The sequence below is a fragment of the Nocardia sp. CA-151230 genome, assembly GCF_050942175.1.
Classification (GTDB): Bacteria; Actinomycetota; Actinomycetes; order Mycobacteriales; family Mycobacteriaceae; genus Nocardia.
On record NZ_CP192061.1, the window covers coordinates 6295416 to 6313050 of the forward strand.

At 65.2% G+C, this 17635-nt stretch carries 11 protein-coding genes, 3 rRNA genes and 1 pseudogene; 2 read left to right on the top strand and 13 right to left on the bottom strand.

The genetic code is table 11. The annotated features are described in order from the left end of the window. Positions 1 to 12: 12 nt before the first annotated feature. Together ACQP1O_RS29690 and ACQP1O_RS29695 are read right to left on the bottom strand one after the other, a co-directional pair. Positions 13 to 915 (bottom strand): HAD-IIA family hydrolase, encoded by a 903-nt coding sequence (locus ACQP1O_RS29690; protein ID WP_433561730.1) that lies wholly within the window; start codon positions 913 to 915, stop codon positions 13 to 15. A 273-nt stretch (positions 916 to 1188) separates the two neighbouring features. Then, positions 1189 to 2094, bottom strand: a pseudogene (locus ACQP1O_RS29695) (hypothetical protein); the annotation flags it as partial. On the opposite strand from ACQP1O_RS29695, the gene ACQP1O_RS29700 reads away from it, so the two are divergent. Then, on the top strand, positions 1987 to 3000 hold the full coding sequence (locus tag ACQP1O_RS29700) for a hypothetical protein (RefSeq protein WP_433568022.1): 1014 nt from the start codon (positions 1987 to 1989) through the stop codon (positions 2998 to 3000). The pseudogene ACQP1O_RS29695 and the gene ACQP1O_RS29700 sit on opposite strands and share 108 nt — an antisense overlap. A 159-nt stretch (positions 3001 to 3159) precedes the next feature. Here the strand turns inward: ACQP1O_RS29700 and rrf are convergent. From rrf to ACQP1O_RS29730, 6 genes are all read right to left on the bottom strand, one after another. Next, positions 3160 to 3276 (bottom strand): 5S ribosomal RNA (gene rrf / locus ACQP1O_RS29705). Between the two features lie 121 nt (positions 3277 to 3397). Continuing rightward, positions 3398 to 6503 (bottom strand): 23S ribosomal RNA (locus ACQP1O_RS29710). A gap of 321 nt (positions 6504 to 6824) precedes the next feature. Then, a 16S ribosomal RNA gene (locus ACQP1O_RS29715) occupies positions 6825 to 8341 on the bottom strand. Together the 16S, 23S and 5S rRNA genes form the textbook arrangement of a ribosomal RNA operon. Positions 8342 to 8902: 561 nt before the next feature. Further along, entirely contained in the window at positions 8903 to 10183 is a 1281-nt protein-coding gene (tyrS, locus tag ACQP1O_RS29720) for a tyrosine--tRNA ligase (protein WP_433561731.1), read from the bottom strand. 218 nt (positions 10184 to 10401) lie between these two features. After that, positions 10402 to 10827: a DoxX family protein gene (locus ACQP1O_RS29725; protein ID WP_433561732.1), complete on the bottom strand. Its 426-nt coding sequence runs from the start codon at positions 10825 to 10827 to the stop codon at positions 10402 to 10404. Between the two features lie 104 nt (positions 10828 to 10931). Next, on the bottom strand, positions 10932 to 11606 hold the full coding sequence (locus ACQP1O_RS29730) for a FadR/GntR family transcriptional regulator (protein WP_433567839.1): 675 nt from the start codon (positions 11604 to 11606) through the stop codon (positions 10932 to 10934). Between the two features lie 214 nt (positions 11607 to 11820). On the opposite strand from ACQP1O_RS29730, the gene ACQP1O_RS29735 reads away from it, so the two are divergent. Next, positions 11821 to 13428, top strand: coding sequence for a 2-isopropylmalate synthase (locus tag ACQP1O_RS29735; RefSeq protein WP_433567840.1), 1608 nt, complete (start codon positions 11821 to 11823; stop codon positions 13426 to 13428). Between the two features lie 6 nt (positions 13429 to 13434). On the opposite strand, the gene ACQP1O_RS29740 is transcribed toward ACQP1O_RS29735, so the two are convergent. The 5 genes from ACQP1O_RS29740 to ACQP1O_RS29760 form a co-directional block, all read right to left on the bottom strand. Beyond that, positions 13435 to 14010, bottom strand: coding sequence for a Clp protease N-terminal domain-containing protein (locus ACQP1O_RS29740; RefSeq protein WP_433561733.1), 576 nt, complete (start codon positions 14008 to 14010; stop codon positions 13435 to 13437). A gap of 112 nt (positions 14011 to 14122) precedes the next feature. Further along, positions 14123 to 14746 carry a DNA-3-methyladenine glycosylase gene (locus ACQP1O_RS29745; RefSeq protein WP_433561734.1) on the bottom strand — a complete coding sequence of 208 codons (624 nt, stop codon included), beginning with the start codon at positions 14744 to 14746 and terminating at the stop codon, positions 14123 to 14125. 91 nt (positions 14747 to 14837) lie between these two features. Continuing rightward, on the bottom strand, positions 14838 to 15131 hold the full coding sequence (locus ACQP1O_RS29750) for a DUF3761 domain-containing protein (RefSeq protein ID WP_433561735.1): 294 nt from the start codon (positions 15129 to 15131) through the stop codon (positions 14838 to 14840). Between the two features lie 122 nt (positions 15132 to 15253). Continuing rightward, positions 15254 to 16174: an RNA polymerase sigma-70 factor gene (locus ACQP1O_RS29755; RefSeq protein WP_433561736.1), complete on the bottom strand. Its 921-nt coding sequence runs from the start codon at positions 16172 to 16174 to the stop codon at positions 15254 to 15256. Positions 16175 to 16294: 120 nt separating this feature from the next. Continuing rightward, entirely contained in the window at positions 16295 to 17482 is a 1188-nt protein-coding gene (locus ACQP1O_RS29760) for an NAD(P)/FAD-dependent oxidoreductase (protein WP_433561737.1), read from the bottom strand. Positions 17483 to 17635 lie beyond the last annotated feature (153 nt).

Sequence of the window (17635 nt, forward strand, 5' to 3'; positions counted from 1 at the left end):
GCAAGTCCTCGACTATGCGCGAGGCGTCGAGGAGACCCGGATGGCGCGGCCGGGGGCCGCGTCCAGGCGGGCCGTGATCTCCTTCGCGATGTCTCCGGCGCCCGGCACGACCGGATCGAACTCGGCGACAGGGTGATTCAGCGCGTCGAGGGATTCGGCGATGTAGGTCGGCATGCGATCCGAGGGCTGGGTGCCCAGATCCTCGAGCGTGCTCACGCCGGTCAGCACCATCAGCGACTCCAGGCCGGTGGCGTGGGCGCCATCGATATCGGTGTCGAGGCGGTCGCCGACCACCAGGGCGTCGCGGGTACCGGCCCGATCGAGCGCATCCTCCATCAGCGGCGCGTACGGCTTGCCCGCCACGATCGGCTCCAGGCCCGACGCCTGCCGGAGCGCCGCGACCATCGAGCCGTTGCCGGGCGCCAGGCCGCGCTCGGTGGGGAGCGTGGCGTCGGTATTGGCGGCCACCCACAGCGCCCCTGCTCGCAGCGCGTAGGCGGCCTCGGCCAGATCCGCCCACGCGGTCTGCATCGAATGGCCCTGCACCACAGCGCTCGGCACCAGGCCGTCGAAGCGGCGGACCGCCTGCAGGCCGACGTTCTCCACCTCGGCCATCAGATCGTCGGTGCCGACCACCAGCACCGTCGATCCCGGCGGGATCCGCTGCGCCAGCACACGCGCGGCCGCCTGCGCGCTGGTCACCACCTCGTCCTCGTGGGCGTCGAAACCGAGCTCCCGCAGGTGGAAGGCGACCGCGTCGGCCGAGCGGCTCGCATTGTTGGTGACGTACATCAGACGCTGTCCGGAATCACCCGCCGAAAGTGCTTCCGACGCACCCGGAATCGGCTCGTGGCCGCGGAACAGCGTTCCGTCCAGATCCAACAGCAATGCCTCGAACCGATCCCGCAGTCGCATTACGCCGTCCCTCTCGTCACTCTTCACAGAAACAAAAACGACCGTGCGGCTGCGCTGTTGCGCGGCCGCACGGTCGAAATCACTTGCCGGTCCTCAGTTCTCGGAGCTTTCCGCGGACTTGCCGGAATCATCCGCGGCCTTCCCGGACGGCTCCGACTCGGCGGCGGTGTCCTCGGGGGCGGAATCCTCCTCCGCCGCAGCGGAATCCGCGACGTCCCCATCCTCGTCTTCGTCGTCGTCGAACGCCGCGGTCCAGTCCGCGCCGCCGTCACCGTCGCCGGAGAGTTCGGCCGCACGGTCCTCCGCGTCGGTCTCACCGTCCAGGTCGGCGGAGGCGGCGTTCATGAACCAGGTCAGCGCTTCGTCTTCGCGACCGGCGGCCAGCAGGGCCTCGGCGTAGGCGTAGAACAGGCGCGCAGCCGCGGAACCGGTGCGCGCCGGATCCAGCTCGGCGGTCTGCAAGGTGACCACCGCCTGGTCGAACTGCCCCAGATCCATCCGGGCGCCGGCGACCACGATGCGCAGCTCGGTGGCGTCGTCGCCCTGCAGGACCCGGGCCTCATCGCTGCGGCCCAGCTCGATGGCGCGCTCGGGACGGCCCAGACCACGCTCACAGTCGGCCATGACGGCCAGCAGACCCGAACCGCCGGACATGCGGCGCGCGGTCCGCAGCTCGGACAGCGCCTCGGCCCATTCACCCGCGTGGTAGGCCGCGACACCGGCGGTCTCGCGCACCACCGCGATGCGGCCGGCCCGCTGCCGGGCAGCGCGCGCGTGCTCCAGCGCCAGCTCCGGATCCTCGTCCAGCAGCTGCGCCACCATGACCAGGTGCCGGGCCACCGACTCGGCATTGCCCTTGTCCAGGCTCAGCAGATCGCGCCGCACCGCCGGCTCGAGATCGGAGGCCTGCACGTCGTCCGGCAGGTTCGGCTCATCGGGACGACCCGAACGCCGCTCCCCCGGCCGGCCGCCGCTGACCCGCGTGCCCTCGCCGCCGCGGCGACGCTCGCCCTCGAACGACCTCTCGCTCGCACCGCTCCCGGCCCGCTCGACATCCTGTCCCGCCCCCGAGTGCTCCGGACGCTCATCCGCGAACGCATTGCGCGCGAAGCCCTTCCGCTCCCCGCGGTCCCGGTCGAAGCCCCCACCCCGGGTCTCGCCGCGGTTGAATCCGCCTTCGCGACGGTCCCCGCGATCGAAGCCGCCTTCACGACGGTCACCGCTGCGCTGGAAACCGCCCTCGCGACGCTCGCCGCGATTGAATCCGCCCTCGCGACGCTCGCCCCGGTTGAAACCGCCTTCTCGACGGTCACCGCGGTTGAATCCGCCCTCACGACGCTCACCGCCGCGATCGAAGCCACCCTCACGACGCTCACCCCGGTTGAAACCGCCTTCACGACGATCACCACGGTTGAATCCGCCTTCGCGACGCTCACCGCGGTCGAAGCCACCTTCACGACGGTCACCGCGGTTGAAGCCACCGTCACGATCGCCACGATGGAAGCCACCTTCGCGGCGCTCGCCGCGATTGAAGCCACCGTCACGGTCGCCGCCACGGTTGAATCCGCCCTCGCGACGCTCACCCTGGTTGAAACCGCCTTCACGACGCTCGCCCCGGTTGAAACCGCCTTCTCGACGGTCACCGCGGTTGAAACCGCCCTCACGACGGTCGCGGTTGAACCCGCCTTCACGACGATCACCGCTGCGCTGGAAACCGCCCTCGCGACGCTCGCCGCGATTGAATCCGCCCTCACGGTTGTAGCCGCCCCGGCCACCTTCGCGCTCGGACCCGCCGCGGCCGCCGCCCTCACCCCGATAGCCGCCGCGATCGCGGTCGCCCTCGGAGCGGTAACCGCCACGCTCATTGTCACGACCGCGGTTGAATCCGCCACCGCCGCGGTTGAATCCGCCCTCACGGCCGCCATCGCGCTCGCGGCGCGGTCCGCCCGACGACCGTCCCTGGTCGCGGCGTTCGCCTTCATCGCGCCGGCCATAGCCGCCCTGTCCGGTCCCACCACTATTACGGCGGAAGGGTTTGCGGCCGTCGTTCTGCTCCGCCACGGTGATCCCTCTCTGTTCTTGTAGCCTGCGGTACCCGGCCACGGCGCTGGAGCGCGTGAGGAGGGCCGGTGGGCGATCCCACCTACCCATGAATTCAATCACGCCGCTCTCGAGCGTCAACGCAGCACCGGGTGGTCAAACGCCGAAAGGGGACCCGGTGAGGGTCCCCTTTCGCGAAGGATGTTCCGGCGGTGTCCTACTCTCCCACACCCTGTCGAGTGCAGTACCATCGGCGCAGGTGGCCTTAGCTTCCGGGTTCGGAATGGGACCGGGCGTTTCCCCACCGCTATAGCCGCCGTAACTCTATGAAACTGTCACACAGAGAGCCAGGGCGCGAATCCCGTTGCCGGGCCTCGGTTCCTGTCTTCTCAGTGATCTGTGTGTTGTTTCAGATACTGCACAGTGGACGCGTAGCTTCTTTGTTGGTAAGTCCTCGGCCTATTAGTACCAGTCACCTACATCTGTTACCAGACTTCCAGTTCTGGCCTATCAACCCAATGGTCTGTTGGGGGCCTTACCCCCTCGAGGGGGTGAGAAACCTCATCTTGGAACAGGCTTCCCGCTTAGATGCTTTCAGCGGTTATCCCTTCCGAACGTGGCCAACCAGCCGTGCTCCTGGCGGAACAACTGGCACACCAGAGGTTCGTCCGTCCCGGTCCTCTCGTACTAGGGACAGCCTTCCTCAAGTTTCTAACGCGCGCGGCGGATAGAGACCGAACTGTCTCACGACGTTCTAAACCCAGCTCGCGTGCCGCTTTAATGGGCGAACAGCCCAACCCTTGGGACCTACTCCAGCCCCAGGATGCGACGAGCCGACATCGAGGTGCCAAACCATCCCGTCGATATGGACTCTTGGGGAAGATCAGCCTGTTATCCCCGGGGTACCTTTTATCCGTTGAGCGACACCGCTTCCACTTGCCGGTGCCGGATCACTAGTCCCGACTTTCGTCCCTGCTCGACCTGTCGGTCTCACAGTCAAGCTCCCTTGTGCACTTGCACTCAACACCTGATTGCCAACCAGGCTGAGGGAACCTTTGGGCGCCTCCGTTACATTTTGGGAGGCAACCGCCCCAGTTAAACTACCCACCAGGCACTGTCCCTGAACCCGATCAGGGTCCGAGGTTAGAGGTCCAATACGATCAGAGTGGTATTTCAACGATGACTCCACGAATACTGGCGTACCCGCTTCACAGTCTCCCACCTATCCTACACAAACCGTACCGAACACCAATACCAAGCTATAGTGAAGGTCCCGGGGTCTTTTCGTCCTGCCGCGCGTAACGAGCATCTTTACTCGTACTGCAATTTCGCCGAGTCTGTGGTTGAGACAGCTGAGAAGTCGTTACGCCATTCGTGCAGGTCGGAACTTACCCGACAAGGAATTTCGCTACCTTAGGATGGTTATAGTTACCACCGCCGTTTACCGGGGCTTAAATTCTCAGCTTCGCTCCGAAGAGCTAACCGGTCCTCTTAACCTTCCGGCACCGGGCAGGCGTCAGTCCGTATACATCGTCTTACGACTTCGCACGGACCTGTGTTTTTAGTAAACAGTCGCTTCTCACTGGTCTCTGCGACCCAACCCAGCTCCCACCGCAAGGGTGTTCACCAGACCGGGCCCTCCTTCTCCCGAAGTTACGGAGGTATTTTGCCGAGTTCCTTAACCACAGTTATCTCGATCGCCTTAGTATTCTCTACCTGACCACCTGTGTCGGTTTGGGGTACGGGCCGTGTACCAACTCACTAGAGGCTTTTCTCGGCAGCATAGGATCACTGAATTCGCCTCAATCGGCTACGCATCACCTCTCAGGCTCATGTCCGGCGGATTTGCCTACCAGACGCCCTACAGGCTTACACCAGGTATTCCATCACCTGGCCCAGCTACCTTCCTGCGTCACCCCATCGCTTGACTACTACACCCAGGGTCCCGTGCAGCAATTCTCCCTCTCGCCCGAAGGCTTGATAAGAGAACATTTGGACGGTTAGCACAGATGATTCGCCATTGGGCGCGGATACACGGGTACGGGAATATCAACCCGTTGTCCATCGACTACGCCTGTCGGCCTCGCCTTAGGTCCCGACTCACCCTGGGCGGATTAACCTGGCCCAGGAACCCTTGGTCATTCGGCGGACGAGTTTCTCACTCGTCTTTCGCTACTCATGCCTGCATTCTCACTCGCGCAGCCTCCACGACTAGGTCACCCCGCCGCTTCCCTGGCTACACGACGCTCCCCTACCCATCCAGACTCCTGGCTCGAAAGCGGGATAATGTCTGAATGCCGCGGCTTCGGCGGTGTACTTGAGCCCCGCTACATTGTCGGCGCAGAATCACTTGACCAGTGAGCTATTACGCACTCTTTCAAGGGTGGCTGCTTCTAAGCCAACCTCCTGGTTGTCTTCGCGACTCCACATCCTTTTCCACTTAGTACACGCTTAGGGGCCTTAGCCGGCGATCTGGGCTGTTTCCCTCTCGACTATGAAGCTTATCCCCCACAGTCTCACTGCCGCGCTCTCACTCACCGGCATTCGGAGTTTGGCTGACTTCGGTAAGCTTGTGGGCCCCCTAGGCCATCCAGTAGCTCTACCTCCGGTGAGAAACACGCGACGCTGCACCTAAATGCATTTCGGGGAGAACCAGCTATCACGGAGTTTGATTGGCCTTTCACCCCTACCCACAGCTCATCCCCTCAGTTTTCAACCTAAGTGGGTTCGGGCCTCCACGACGTCTTACCGTCGCTTCACCCTGGCCATGGGTAGATCACTCCGCTTCGGGTCCATAGTGTGCGACTACAACGCCCTATTCGGACTCGCTTTCGCTACGGCTCCCCCACACGGGTTAACCTTGCCACACACCGATGACTCGCAGGCTCATTCTTCAAAAGGCACGCCATCACCTTTAACAGCTCTGACGGATTGTAAGCGCACGGTTTCAGGTACTATTTCACTCCCCTCCCGGGGTACTTTTCACCTTTCCCTCACGGTACTAGTCCGCTATCGGTCACCAGGTAGTATTCAGGCTTATCGGGTGGTCCCGACAGATTCACAGCAGATTTCACGGGCCCGCTGCTACTCGGGAGCACTACACGACAGAGAACACGTTTTCGTCTACCGGACTCTCACCGTCTACGGTTGGCCGTCCCAGACCAATTCGACTAACGCGATCTTTTCTGACTGTCGCCTGCTTCGGCAGAAACAGGAAGTAATGTCCCACGACCCCGCATGGACAACGCCTGCCGGCTATCACATCCACACGGTTTAGCCTCTTCCGCTTTCGCTCGCCACTACTCACGGAATCACATGTTGTTTTCTCTTCCTGTGGGTACTGAGATGTTTCACTTCCCCACGTTCCCTCCACACACCCTATATATTCAGGTGCGGGTGACACGACATCACTCGTGCCGGGTTTCCCCATTCGGAAATCCTCGGATCTCAGCTCGTTTGACAGCTCCCCGAGGCTTATCGCAGCCTACTACGTCCTTCATCGGCTCCTGGTGCCAAGGCATCCACCGTACGCTCTTACACACTTACTAACAAAGATGCTCGCGTCCACTGTGCAGTTCTCAAACAACACACAAAACCTTCTCGCTACTGCGGCACCAGCCAGAGAATCTCTGCGGTATGACCGCGAAGAAGATTTCGTCGTTTTTTGCCTGGAAAGAACGTCTGTTCTTTCAGGACCCAACAGTGTGTCGATATATCTTCTCGGCCGGCCACATGGGACCGACACCGATGAGAAGAGGTTGTCAGCGTTCCACCCATGAGCTTCCGCGGTCCCACGATTGGGGACTCAAACGGTCTCTGACACAACCCGATTCGACTCTTCGAATGGTTTGTGTAGAAGTGCTCCTTAGAAAGGAGGTGATCCAGCCGCACCTTCCGGTACGGCTACCTTGTTACGACTTCGTCCCAATCGCCAATCCCACCTTCGACGGCTCCCTCCACAAGGGTTAGGCCACCGGCTTCGGGTGTTACCGACTTTCATGACGTGACGGGCGGTGTGTACAAGGCCCGGGAACGTATTCACCGCAGCGTTGCTGATCTGCGATTACTAGCGACTCCAACTTCACGGGGTCGAGTTGCAGACCCCGATCCGAACTGAGACCGGCTTTAAGGGATTCGCTCCACCTCGCGGTATCGCAGCCCTCTGTACCGGCCATTGTAGCATGTGTGAAGCCCTGGACATAAGGGGCATGATGACTTGACGTCGTCCCCACCTTCCTCCGAGTTGACCCCGGCAGTCTCTCACGAGTCCCCGCCATTACGCGCTGGCAACATAAGATAAGGGTTGCGCTCGTTGCGGGACTTAACCCAACATCTCACGACACGAGCTGACGACAGCCATGCACCACCTGTACACCGACCACAAGGGGGGCCATATCTCTATGGCTTTCCGGTGTATGTCAAACCCAGGTAAGGTTCTTCGCGTTGCATCGAATTAATCCACATGCTCCGCCGCTTGTGCGGGCCCCCGTCAATTCCTTTGAGTTTTAGCCTTGCGGCCGTACTCCCCAGGCGGGGTACTTAATGCGTTAGCTACGGCACGGATCCCGTGGAAGGAAACCCACACCTAGTACCCACCGTTTACGGCGTGGACTACCAGGGTATCTAATCCTGTTCGCTACCCACGCTTTCGCTTCTCAGCGTCAGTTACTGCCCAGAGACCCGCCTTCGCCACCGGTGTTCCTCCTGATATCTGCGCATTTCACCGCTACACCAGGAATTCCAGTCTCCCCTGCAGTACTCTAGTCTGCCCGTATCGACTGCAAGCTTGCAGTTGAGCTGCAAGTTTTCACAATCGACGCGACAGACCGCCTACAAGCTCTTTACGCCCAGTAATTCCGGACAACGCTCGCACCCTACGTATTACCGCGGCTGCTGGCACGTAGTTGGCCGGTGCTTCTTCTACAGGTACCGTCACTTGCGCTTCGTCCCTGTCAAAAGAGGTTTACAACCCGAAGGCCGTCATCCCTCACGCGGCGTCGCTGCATCAGGCTTGCGCCCATTGTGCAATATTCCCCACTGCTGCCTCCCGTAGGAGTCTGGGCCGTGTCTCAGTCCCAGTGTGGCCGGTCACCCTCTCAGGTCGGCTACCCGTCGTCGCCTTGGTGAGCCGTTACCTCACCAACAAGCTGATAGGCCGCGGGCCCATCTCGCACCAGTAAACCTTTCCAACCCGGACCATGCAGTCCAGGCTCATATCCGGTATTAGACCCAGTTTCCCAGGCTTATCCCAGAGTGCAAGGCAGATCACCCACGTGTTACTCACCCGTTCGCCGCTCGTGTACCCCGAAGGGCCTTACCGCTCGACTTGCATGTGTTAAGCACGCCGCTAGCGTTCGTCCTGAGCCAGGATCAAACTCTCCGTTGAAGACTCTCGATCCACTCCCGAAGGAGCCAATCAGAAGAATGTTCGCAGAGTCCGAAAACCTAGCGATAAAAACGCCAGCCGGAAATTAGCTGACTAAAAATGTCCGACCCCAACACACGGGGGGTGTGAGGCCGGAACCAAATAAAATATTTGGCACTGACATTCATCGACACACTATTGAGTTCTCAAAGAACACACGCACAAGCAATCGATCCAAAGTTGATTGGATGTCCTGCGAGGCAACTTTTCCAGCCTAGCCGCGAGACTCCGCAGAGTCAAGGACCAACTTTCTGGCTGGTGTGTTCGTGTCCGGCGCTCCTCGTCCAACCTCGTATCCGATTCCGATGATTTCCAGCCTCTGAGCTGGGCGTTTCGGTCCCGGTCGGTGTCCGTGTCGCTCTGACCTGGATTAAGTTACGCGGCGGATAACGCAAGGTCAAATCCGCTGGTCGCGGAGGCGTTTCCGCTGGTAAACAGGCCGCTGACCGGGGCGATCGGCGACCTGAGCCACTGGTTTGTGACCCAGGTCATTTCGATCTTGTTTTGGTATCGACGAACCGGTCAGTTGGCCGCGCGGCGCACGCCGGCGAAGTTCTTCTTGCCGCGACGCAGTACCAGCCAGCGTCCGTGCAGGTAGTCGGCATCGGACGGGGTCCACTCCGGATCGGACACCTTCTCGTTGTTCACCGCGGCGCCGCCCTCGTTGACCGCGCGACGGGCCGCACTGCGGCCCTCGCACAGACCCGAGTCGACCAGCAGATCCACGATGGTGGAGGCACCTGTCGCCTCGGCGACCTTGCCGTCGACCGCGGATTCGGCCAGGGCCGCCGACAGCGTGGCCTCGTCGAGCTCGCGCAGATCGCCGCGGCCGAACAGGGCCTGGCTGGCCAGCTGCACCGCATGGGTGTTCGCCTCGCCGTGCACGAGCGTGGTCATCTCGGCGGCCAGGCGCTTCTGGGCCTCACGGGCGAAGGGGCGCTCGGCGGTCGCCTTCTCGAGCTCGTCGAGTTCCTCACGAGACAGGAAGGTGAACCAGCGCAGGTAGCGGACCACGTCGGCGTCGGCTGTGTTCACGAAGTACTGGTACCAGGCGTAGGGGCTGGTCATCTCCGGGTCCAGCCAGAGGCTGCCGCCACCGGTGGACTTGCCGAACTTCTTGCCGTCGGCCGAGGTCACCAGCGGGACGGTGAGGGCGTGCACGTGCTCGCCGTCGACCCGACGATTGAGCTCCACGCCCGCGATGATGTTGCCCCACTGGTCGGAACCGCCGACCTGCAGCGTGCAGCCGTATTCGCGGCGCAGCTGCAGGAAGTCGTTGGCCTGCAACAGCATGTAGCTGAACTCGGTGTAGGACATGCCGTCCGACTCCAGCCGGCGCTTGACGGTGTCGCGGGCCAGCATGACGTTCACCGAGAAGTGCTTGCCGATGTCCCGCAGGAACGACACCGTGCTCAAGGACCCGGTCCAGTCCATGTTGTTGGCGATGATCGCCGCGTTCGGGCCGTCCAGATCCACGAAGCGCTCGAGCTGGGAGCGGATGCGGCCGGCCCATTCGGCGACGGTGTCGGTGGAGTTCATGGCGCGCTCACCGACGTCGCGGGGGTCGCCGATGAGACCGGTCGCGCCACCGGCCAGCACGATCGGGCGGTGGCCCGCACGCTGGAAGCGCTTGAGCGCCAGCAGGGGAACCAGGTGTCCGGCGTGCAGGCTGGCCGCGGTCGGGTCGAACCCGGCATAGAGGGTGATCGGGTCCTTGGCCGCGGCCGCACGCAGGGCGTCCAGGTCGGTGGACTGCGCGATCAACCCGCGCCAGGTCAGTTCATCGATGATGTCGCCGCTCACGCCGTCCATCTTTCCATTCCGCCTCTCCGCGACTTTTTCGCCCGGCCTTGGTGCCGTCGCCAGTACTGCATGCGGCCACCGGTGGAGAGCCGAGACAATTTTGGCCGTCCCCGACGAGTTACCCCGGTCACAACGAAATCAGTTGTCGCGTGACATACGAGGAAACCCGTCGCCGAGTTTCGTCGGCGACGGGCTGGGGGTCGAGCGATTATTCGGGGTCACTTCACCAGGTCGGTGAAGGTGGAGAAGGAGGCGCGGCGCTCGTAGGCGATCCAGGCGAAGACACCGACGAGGATGAGCGGGAAGACCGCGAGGGCCGGGGAGCCGAGGACGAAGGCCTGGGTGGCGGCGGCACACACCATGGTGATGGACAGGCCCGCGGCGGCGGGGCCGTTCAGGCGGACGACCAGCAGGCCGATGCCGCCGGACACCTCGACCAGGCCGGTGAAGTAGCGGAACCAGTCGCCCCAGCCGATCTGGTGGAAGACGCGGACGGCGTCGGCCTGACCTGCGAACTTCGGCAGGCCGGAGGCCACGATGAAGAACAGGCCGAGCACGATCTGCAGGGTCCACAGCACGCGGTTGCGGAGCTTGCTCGGGGTGGCGGCGATGGCGACGGTCGGGGTGGCGGCGATGGCGGTCATGTCGAATGTCCTTCCGGGGCTTGTCGGTTCGGTGTCGAACCGGCTTGCTCACTAGGACGGGGGTCGCCGCGGAAACTCATCGCCGCTCGGCAGAATTTTTTTGGTCAGGGCTCGAAGGCGGCCTGGAGCGTGGTCAGGTGGACGCGACTGGCGGTCGCGGCGGCCTCGGGATCGCGGGCGCGGATGGCGTCGTAGAGGTGCTCGTGCGCGTCGTGGTCGGTGGCCGGATCGCGCATGGGGCGGATACGGAGCATGTCGATCATGGCGTGGCGCGAACGCGGGACGAAGGCGTTGAACAGCTCGAGCAGGATGTCGTTGTGGGCAGCGGCGACGACCGTGCGGTGGAAGGCGGTGTCGGCGTCGACCAATCCCTCGACGGAGTCGCCGCTTTCGGCCCGGGCGGCCAGGGCGCGGAGCATGGCGCGCAGGTCGGCGGGGGTGCGGCGGCGGGCGGCCAGGGCCGCGCCCTCGGCCTCGATCGCGATGCGGGCCTCGAGGACGGTGACGATGTCCGAGCGGCGCAGCACCGTGTCCCAGTCCTCGGCGACATCGAGGGCGGTGACGAAAACGCCCGCGCCCTGGCGGCTTTCGAGCACGCCCCTGCCCGCGAGTTCGCGAATGGCCTCGCGGAGCGTCGAGCGGCCGACGCCGAGCTGGGCGGCGAGGGTGGTCTCGCCGGGGAGGCGGTGGCCCAGCTGCCACTCCCCCGCACGAATTCGCGAGAGCAGGACCTCGGCGGCCTGGGCGGCGAGCGGATGCCTCTGTACCTGCGCCACTATTGCTCGGCCTCTCTACTTGTCTGAGGAGTGAATCACCTCTAGTCTAGTCCACATGCTTCTGGGTGCCCTGCTTCTCCTTCACCGCCGCGGCGGGGTCTGACCGACCGGCACCCCGCTAGCGGGCTCGCTGTGCTGCGCCGGTCACCTCCTCCGACGCGAAAGTGAATCTCCCGTGAGCACTCCCCCGAGCTGGAATCGTCAGCAGCCGTCCGTCATGCCCTCGCATCGGTATCGCGATGTGTACCAGCGGGTTTCGGTACCGCTGACCGAACGTTCCTGGCCCGCCAACCGGATCGCGACCGCACCGCTGTGGGTGCCGGTGGATCTGCGCGATGGCAATCAGGCCCTGGCCGAGCCGATGGATCCCGACCGCAAGCGGCGGTTCTTCGAACTGCTGGTGGCCATGGGCTACAAGGAGATCGAGGTCGGCTATCCGAGCGCCTCGCAGACCGACTTCGACTTCGTACGGCTGATCGGGGCCGAGCGGCTGGTTCCCGAGGACGTCACCATCGTCGTCTTCACCCCCGCGCGCCGGGATCTGATCGAGCGGACCGTGGAATCGGTGCGTGGCATTCCCAACGATGTAGTCGTCCACATGTACACCGCCACCGCGCCTACCTGGCGGAATGTGGTGCTGGGCAAGACCCGCGACGAGCTGGCCGAGCTGATCACCGCCGGCGGGCGCGATGCGCTGGAGCTGGCCGGGGACATGCCGAATGTCCGGTTCCAGTTCTCGCCCGAGGTGTTCATGCTGACCGAACCGGATTTCGTGCTGGAGGTCTGCGACCGCATGACAACCCTGTGGGACGCCACGCCCCAGCGGCCGGTGACGCTGAACCTGCCCGCGACGGTCGAGGTGGCGACGCCGAATGTGTACGCCGATCAGATCGAGTACATGCACCGGAACCTGGCGCGGCGCGACAGCGTGATCCTGTCGGTGCATCCGCACAATGACCGCGGCACCGGGATCGCGTGCGCGGAGTTGGCGGTGCTGGCGGGGGCGCAGCGGGTCGAGGGGTGCGTCTTCGGCAATGGGGAGCGCACGGGCAATGTGGATCTGGCGACGCTGGCGTTGAATCTGCATGCACAGGGCGTGGATCCGATGATCGACTTCTCCGATATCGACCAGGTGCGGCGGACCGTCGAGTACTGCACGCGGCTGCCTGTGCACGAGCGCCATCCCTACGCCGGTGATCTGGTGTACACGGCGTACTCGGGGACGCATCAGGACGCGATCAAGAAGGGGTTCGCCGAGCATCGCGAGCGGGCGGCCCGGCTGGGGCGGCCGGAACGGGAAATCGCCTGGGAGGTACCGTATCTGCCCATCGATCCGGCCGATGTCGGCCGCTCCTACGACGCGGTGATCCGGGTCAATTCGCAGTCGGGCAAGGGCGGGATCGCGTACCTGCTGGAGACCGAGTACGGCCTGGAGTTGCCGCGCCGCCTGCAGATCGACTTCGCCCGCCACGTCCAGCACCACACCGACCGGACCGGGACCGAGGTGTCGGCGCGGACGCTGTGGGAGTTGTTCACCGCCACCTACGCGGCGAGCCCGGCCGATTCGGGTATCCCCGCCGACGCGACGGTCGAGGACGCCGTCGGTCTGCTGGGCCGGCGCGGATTCTCGGTCGAGGTGTTGTCGGTGACGCATCAGAGCGTGGACCGCGCCGGCGTCGATCCAGCCGTCGCCTACCTGGAGTACCGGACGGACGATGGCGCGGCCTGGGCATTCGGTACCGCTGAAACCTCCTCCCGCGCAGCCGTTTCCGCCGTGCTGGCGGCCGGGGAGCGAGCCGCCCGGGCGGTACCGCTGAGCGTGTAGCCGGAGCTACCCGATGATGTCGCCGTGGACGGTCCCGGTGCCGGGACCGTCCAGGCGGCGTTCGAGTTCGGCCACCCGGTGCTCGAGTTCGGTGATGCGCTGGCGGAGTTCGGCTTCGGCCGAGGGCGCGCCGGCCGGGCCGGGGCTCGCGGCCACGCGGGCATCGATTCGGCCGCAGAGGTCGTCGGTCGTGGCGCCCTCACTGATGAGGACCTGCGAGGCCACGCCGGAGCCCTCGGCGACCAGAGCCAGCAGCAGGTGTTCGGGGCCGATGTAGTTGTGCTGCAGGCGCATTGCCTCGCGCAGCGACATCTCCAGCACCTTCTTGGAGCGGGGTGTGAAGGGAATGCGCCCGGCGGGGGCACCGTTCTCCTGGACGCCGACCGCCTGGTTCACCCGTTCGCGGAGGCCGGAGAGGTCCAGGCCCACGTCCGCCAGGGCCTGCCCCGCGATCGGATCACCGCCGCGCAGGATGCCGAGCAGCAGGTGTTCGGTCCCTATCCAATCGTGCCCGAGCAGGCGGGCCTCCTCCTGGGCCAGCACGATGGCGCGGCGGGCAGTGTCGGTGAACCGTTCGAACATGGGCTATTCCACCTAGGGTGAGCTGTCGATTCGTCCACCGTAGTCCTCCGGTCCGCCCGCCGATACGGACTCACGTGCGCCGCATCCCGCCCGGCGCGCGGACCGATCCGGACTAGGCGGAACGATCCAGTTTGGGAGCGCGCGGGCTGCGGCGGTAGGTCGACACCGCCGGGGAATCCGGCAGCCACAGGCGCCACGGACGGTCGGAGGCCAGACTCACCCCGACCCGGGGACCGGTGGATACGGCAGCGGGATCGGTGATCTCGGGGCCGAGTTCCAGGCGGATCGGCGCCTCCGGGTCGAAGAGGTGAGTTCCGTAGTCGTCCAGGCGAATTCCGAGGGCGCTGCCGACATTGCCGGGGCCACGCGCCAGGTCGGCGTCGGTTTTGGCGGCGGGGCGGCGGGTGCGGGCGAGATCGTGGCCCGCGATGATCTCGCCGGCCCGGACGAGGACGGCACTGGCGACGCCGTCGGGACCGCTGGTGACGTTCACGCAGGTGTGCATGCCGTAGCTGAAGTAGACGTACAGCACGCCGGGCGGGCCGAACATGACCGCGTTGCGCGGGGTGCGGCCGCGGCCGGAGTGGGCGGCCGGGTCGGGCCACGGGCCCGCGGGGTCGCTTCCGTAGGCCTCGGCCTCGACGATGCGCAGGCCCACCGGACCGGACCACAGCGTGCCGCCGAGCAGGCGCCGCGCGGCGCACAGTGGTTCGACGGCAAGCTCTTCGGCACTCACGCCGACCTATTGTTCCGCACGGCCGTCCCGCCCGGAGTGCCGGGACGGCCGTGCGGGGCCGGTGACCGCGTGGCCGGAGCCGAAGCGGTGGTCAGAGCCAGGCTGCGACGCCGCCGTGGTGCGAGCAGGTGCCACTGCGGTGCTGGCTGAAGCTGTAGGTGCCGTCCTTGCAGCGGGCGGTGGCCCCGTCCGGAACGGTGGGAGACTGCTCCGGCCGCGGCACGCAGGCGCCGCTCACGTTCTCGTATTCGGTGGCAGCGCAGGCGGTGTGGAGCACCGGCGCGGCGACCGCGGGGCCGGCGAGCGCGCTGCTCGCACCGATGAAGGCCGCGGCGGCCCAGGGCAGAATGTGGCGCGCCGTACGGCGCTTGATATAGCCGATCACTACGAAATCCTTTGCAGAATAGCGGTGTCGAGGCGGGAGCGGATGCCCCCGACGAGCGCCGAATAGTACGGGACCGCAATTGCCGCGAGACCGGATTCCTGTCGACCGACCGATTCGGCGACCTATTCGCCGCCCTGTTGCTGAATACCGGCCAGTTTGTCCGGATTCACCTGGAAGCGAATGTTTTCGATGTGACCATCGCGAATGTCGTAGGTCAGGGCACCCACACGGTAGTCACCGATCATGGCCAGCACGCCGAGTTCGCCATTGATGTAGGCGGATTCGAGGCGGATGCCCGCGCTGATCGGTTTCGCCATGGCGCCGAGCATCCAGCGAGCCACATGGTCGGGACCGTAGAGCGGGCGGCGGGCGGCGGTGACCTTGCCGCCCCCGTCGTTCCACAGCGTCACGTCCGGGGCCAGCAGTTCCATGAGCGCGTTGACATCTCCGCCCTGGGCCGCGGCCATGAATTTCTCGGTGACCTCCGCACGGATCGAGACATCGGTGTCGAAGCGCGGACGGCGCGAGTGCACGTGGGAGCGGGCGCGGTGCGAGATCTGGCGGACGGTGGCCTCGGGGCGGTCGAGGAAACCGGCGATCTCGGCATGCGAGTAGCCGAAGACCTCCCGCAGCACGAAGACCGCGCGCTCGACCGGGCTCAGGGTTTCGAGGACGACCAGCATGGCGGTCGACACGGTGTCGGCCATCTCGATCTCCTCTGCGGCGTCGGCGGTGGTGGTGAGCAGGGGTTCGGGCAGCCACGGCCCGACATAGGTCTCGCGGGTGGCGCGCGCTGAGGTGAGGCGGTTGAGCGCCAGATTGGTAACGGTGCGGACCAGATAGGACTTGGGGTGGGTGACCGTGTCCCGGTCCACCTCGTGCCATTTGATCCAGGCGTCCTGCAGGACGTCCTCGGCATCGGTGACGGTGCCGAGCATCTGATACGCGGTGCCGAACAGCAGCCGGCGGTGGGCGACGAAGGGATCGATCGAATCGTCCTGCCGGGCAGCGGTTACGGGCTGGTCGGGCGTGTGGTCCTGCATGGGACTCATACCTACCGGGTCTTGCGAAATGAATCCATCGGCGTGCCGGGATGTCGCATCGATATCCCGGCTACCTGGGCTGACGCGAACCGGAGAGAAGTTCGGGTCGTTTCGATGATCTCAGCATGCGATCGCGCGGGTGGCGCGGCCGCCGTTGGCGAACTGCACCTGCATGTTCATGTGCTTGCTCATCTTGTACACCGGCACCGGGCTGGCGCTGACCTGCTCCTTGTAGGCGACGGCGGCGCGGCCCTTCAGGTACCAGCGGCGCGGGGTGTCGTCGGCCTTGGTGAACTGGATGACCGCGTCCTTGCGGCCCAGGCTCACCGGCTGGTGGATGTAGCCGAAACGGAAGGGCTTCACGGTCTTTCCGCGCAGCCGGCGGGCCAGGCTGTCGGCGGCGTAGGCGGCGGTGGGCATGCCGCTCTGGCAGGTGCCGTGCAGAACGCCGAAGGGCATGCGCACCGCGGCGGCGTCACCGATGGGCAGGATCTCCGGGTGTGAGACCGAGCGCAGGGTGGTGTCGGTGACGATCAATCCGCGCTCGTCCACGACGATTCCGGCCTGCGCGGCCAGCGGCGAGACCTTCACGCCCGCGGTCCACAGGGTCAGGTCCGAGGCGATCAGGTCGCCGGTCGTCAGGCGTACGGCGTCGGGCAGCACCTTGGCGACCTGCACACCGACCTTGCGGACGATGCCGAGCCGGTCCAGGGCGCGGTTCAGGTGCGCGCGGGCCTTGTCGCCCATCATGTGTCCGGGTTCCTGCGCGCTGATCAGGGTGACGGTCAGGCCCGGGTGCGATTCGGCGATCTCGGTGGCGGCCTCGATACCGGTCAGACCGCCGCCGACTACCGTGACAGTGCCTGCGGCAGCGGCGATTTCGGTGAGCCGGTGCGAGAAGCGGCGGGCCCGGCGCGGGTCGTTGAGGGTCCAGGCGTGGTGGTCGGCGCCGGGCACGATCGAGGTGTCGGTGGTGCTGCCGAGGGCGTAGATCAGGGTGTCGTAGGGCAGGTCGGTGGCGTCGTCGAGAGTGACGACGCGGGCCGCGGCGTCGATGGCGACGGCGGCCGCGCGGTGGAAGACCACGCCCGAACCGGCCAGCAGATCGGGGATGCGGTGGTCGGCCAGTTCCTGCCCGGCGGCGATCTGGTGCATGCGCAGCCGCTCGGTGAAGCGGTCCGAGGGGTTCACCAGTGTGATGTGGGCGTCCAGCTTGCGGGTGCGGCGGGCCAGGCGAATGGCGGCCAACATGCCGGTGTAGCCGGCGCCGAGGACGACGATTCGGTGAGTGTTGGTGGTGGCGTTCATGGTCGGCTCCGTGGGGCTCGTTCCTGCTGGGTCGGGCATGAGACAGGACAGCCCCGCCGAACGTGACAACCCATCGTTGTGAACCGGGTCACAGCGGAACATTCGGGCCCGGTCGCCGGTTGGCAGAGGGGTGGCCGGACCCTCCGGCCTGCG

Bases quoted from the DNA above. Each gene is read 5' to 3' on its own strand.
- ACQP1O_RS29690 (WP_433561730.1), bottom strand. From the start codon at position 915: ATGCGACTGCGGGATCGGTTCGAGGCATTGCTGTTGGATCTGGACGGA.
- ACQP1O_RS29725 (WP_433561732.1), bottom strand. From the start codon at position 10,827: ATGACCGCCATCGCCGCCACCCCGACCGTCGCCATCGCCGCCACCCCG.
- ACQP1O_RS29735 (WP_433567840.1), top strand. From the start codon at position 11,821: ATGCCCTCGCATCGGTATCGCGATGTGTACCAGCGGGTTTCGGTACCG.
- ACQP1O_RS29740 (WP_433561733.1), bottom strand. From the start codon at position 14,010: ATGTTCGAACGGTTCACCGACACTGCCCGCCGCGCCATCGTGCTGGCC.
- ACQP1O_RS29755 (WP_433561736.1), bottom strand. From the start codon at position 16,174: ATGCAGGACCACACGCCCGACCAGCCCGTAACCGCTGCCCGGCAGGAC.
- ACQP1O_RS29760 (WP_433561737.1), bottom strand. From the start codon at position 17,482: ATGAACGCCACCACCAACACTCACCGAATCGTCGTCCTCGGCGCCGGC.